The sequence below is a fragment of the Aurantimonas sp. E1-2-R+4 genome (assembly GCF_036549515.1).
Classification (GTDB): Bacteria; Pseudomonadota; Alphaproteobacteria; order Rhizobiales; family Rhizobiaceae; genus Aurantimonas; species Aurantimonas coralicida_A.
The window spans coordinates 1-830 of record NZ_JAZHLK010000151.1 but is presented as its reverse complement, the minus strand read 5'-3'; the positions used below and the strand labels follow the sequence as shown (position 1 = coordinate 830).

The following is an 830-nucleotide window of genomic DNA, read 5'->3' as shown; positions in this document are numbered from 1 at the left end:
GCCGGTTGCCCGGCGCCTTGCCGGTGATCAGGCCGGAAGGGCCGCGAGCGTTGAAGCGCAGAACCCAGTCGCGGATGATCTGCAAGGTGACGCCGCCGATCCGGGCCGCGTCACTGCGCGAGCCGCCATCGTAAATCTCGGCCAGCGCCAGCAAGCGCCGAGCCTGAGCCGCATCCTTCGTTGCCTTCGCCGACCTTCTCAGCGTTGGGCCGTCATAATCCGTGCGAAGGGGAACCGGTGCTGCCATGACAAACCTCCGTTTGCCACAGTGATTCAGAATTCGGTCAGCTTGGGAATCCACGAAGAGTCAGCCTTCGCTCCCGTTGGTATTAGAGCGTTTTGACCCAATTCGGAGTCGGATGTTTGCGATCTCGCGAAGGTCGTGATTCCCTGTTTGCAAAGGACAGGGAGACGAACTCATGGCGCGAGCTTACGGGGTAGACCTTCGCAAGCGGGTGATCGAAGCGATCGAAGCTGGCTTGTCGACACGGGCTGCGGCCCGCCGGTTTGCGATCGGCTTCTCGACGTCAGGGTCCTGGCATCGCGATTGGTGCCGGAAAGGGACGTTCGAGCCTGATCGCCAAGGTCAGCCCGAAGGCTCCAAACTCGACGCGCACGAAGCCTTCATCCTGGCGTTGATCGATACGGACGAAAAGGACATTTCGCTGGCCGAGATCGCCGAACGTTTGGAAGCCGACAAGGGCGTCAGCGCCTGTCATACCAACGGGAGCGAAGGCCGACTCTTCGGGGATTCCCAAGCTGACAGAATTCTGAATCACTGTGACAAACGGAGGTTTGTCATGGCAGCACCGGTTCCCCTTCACACGGAT

The 830-nt window shown here is 60.5% G+C and carries 1 protein-coding gene and 1 pseudogene; one reads left to right on the top strand and one right to left on the bottom strand.

Translation table 11 applies throughout. The features are described from left to right. A partial coding sequence (locus VQ045_RS21820) for a helix-turn-helix domain-containing protein (RefSeq protein WP_331831624.1) occupies positions 1 to 247 on the bottom strand: 247 nt, incomplete at its 3' end. A gap of 208 nt (positions 248 to 455) precedes the next feature. Here VQ045_RS21820 and VQ045_RS21815 point away from each other — a divergent pair. Further along, positions 456 to 830: pseudogene (locus VQ045_RS21815) on the top strand (hypothetical protein); the annotation flags it as partial.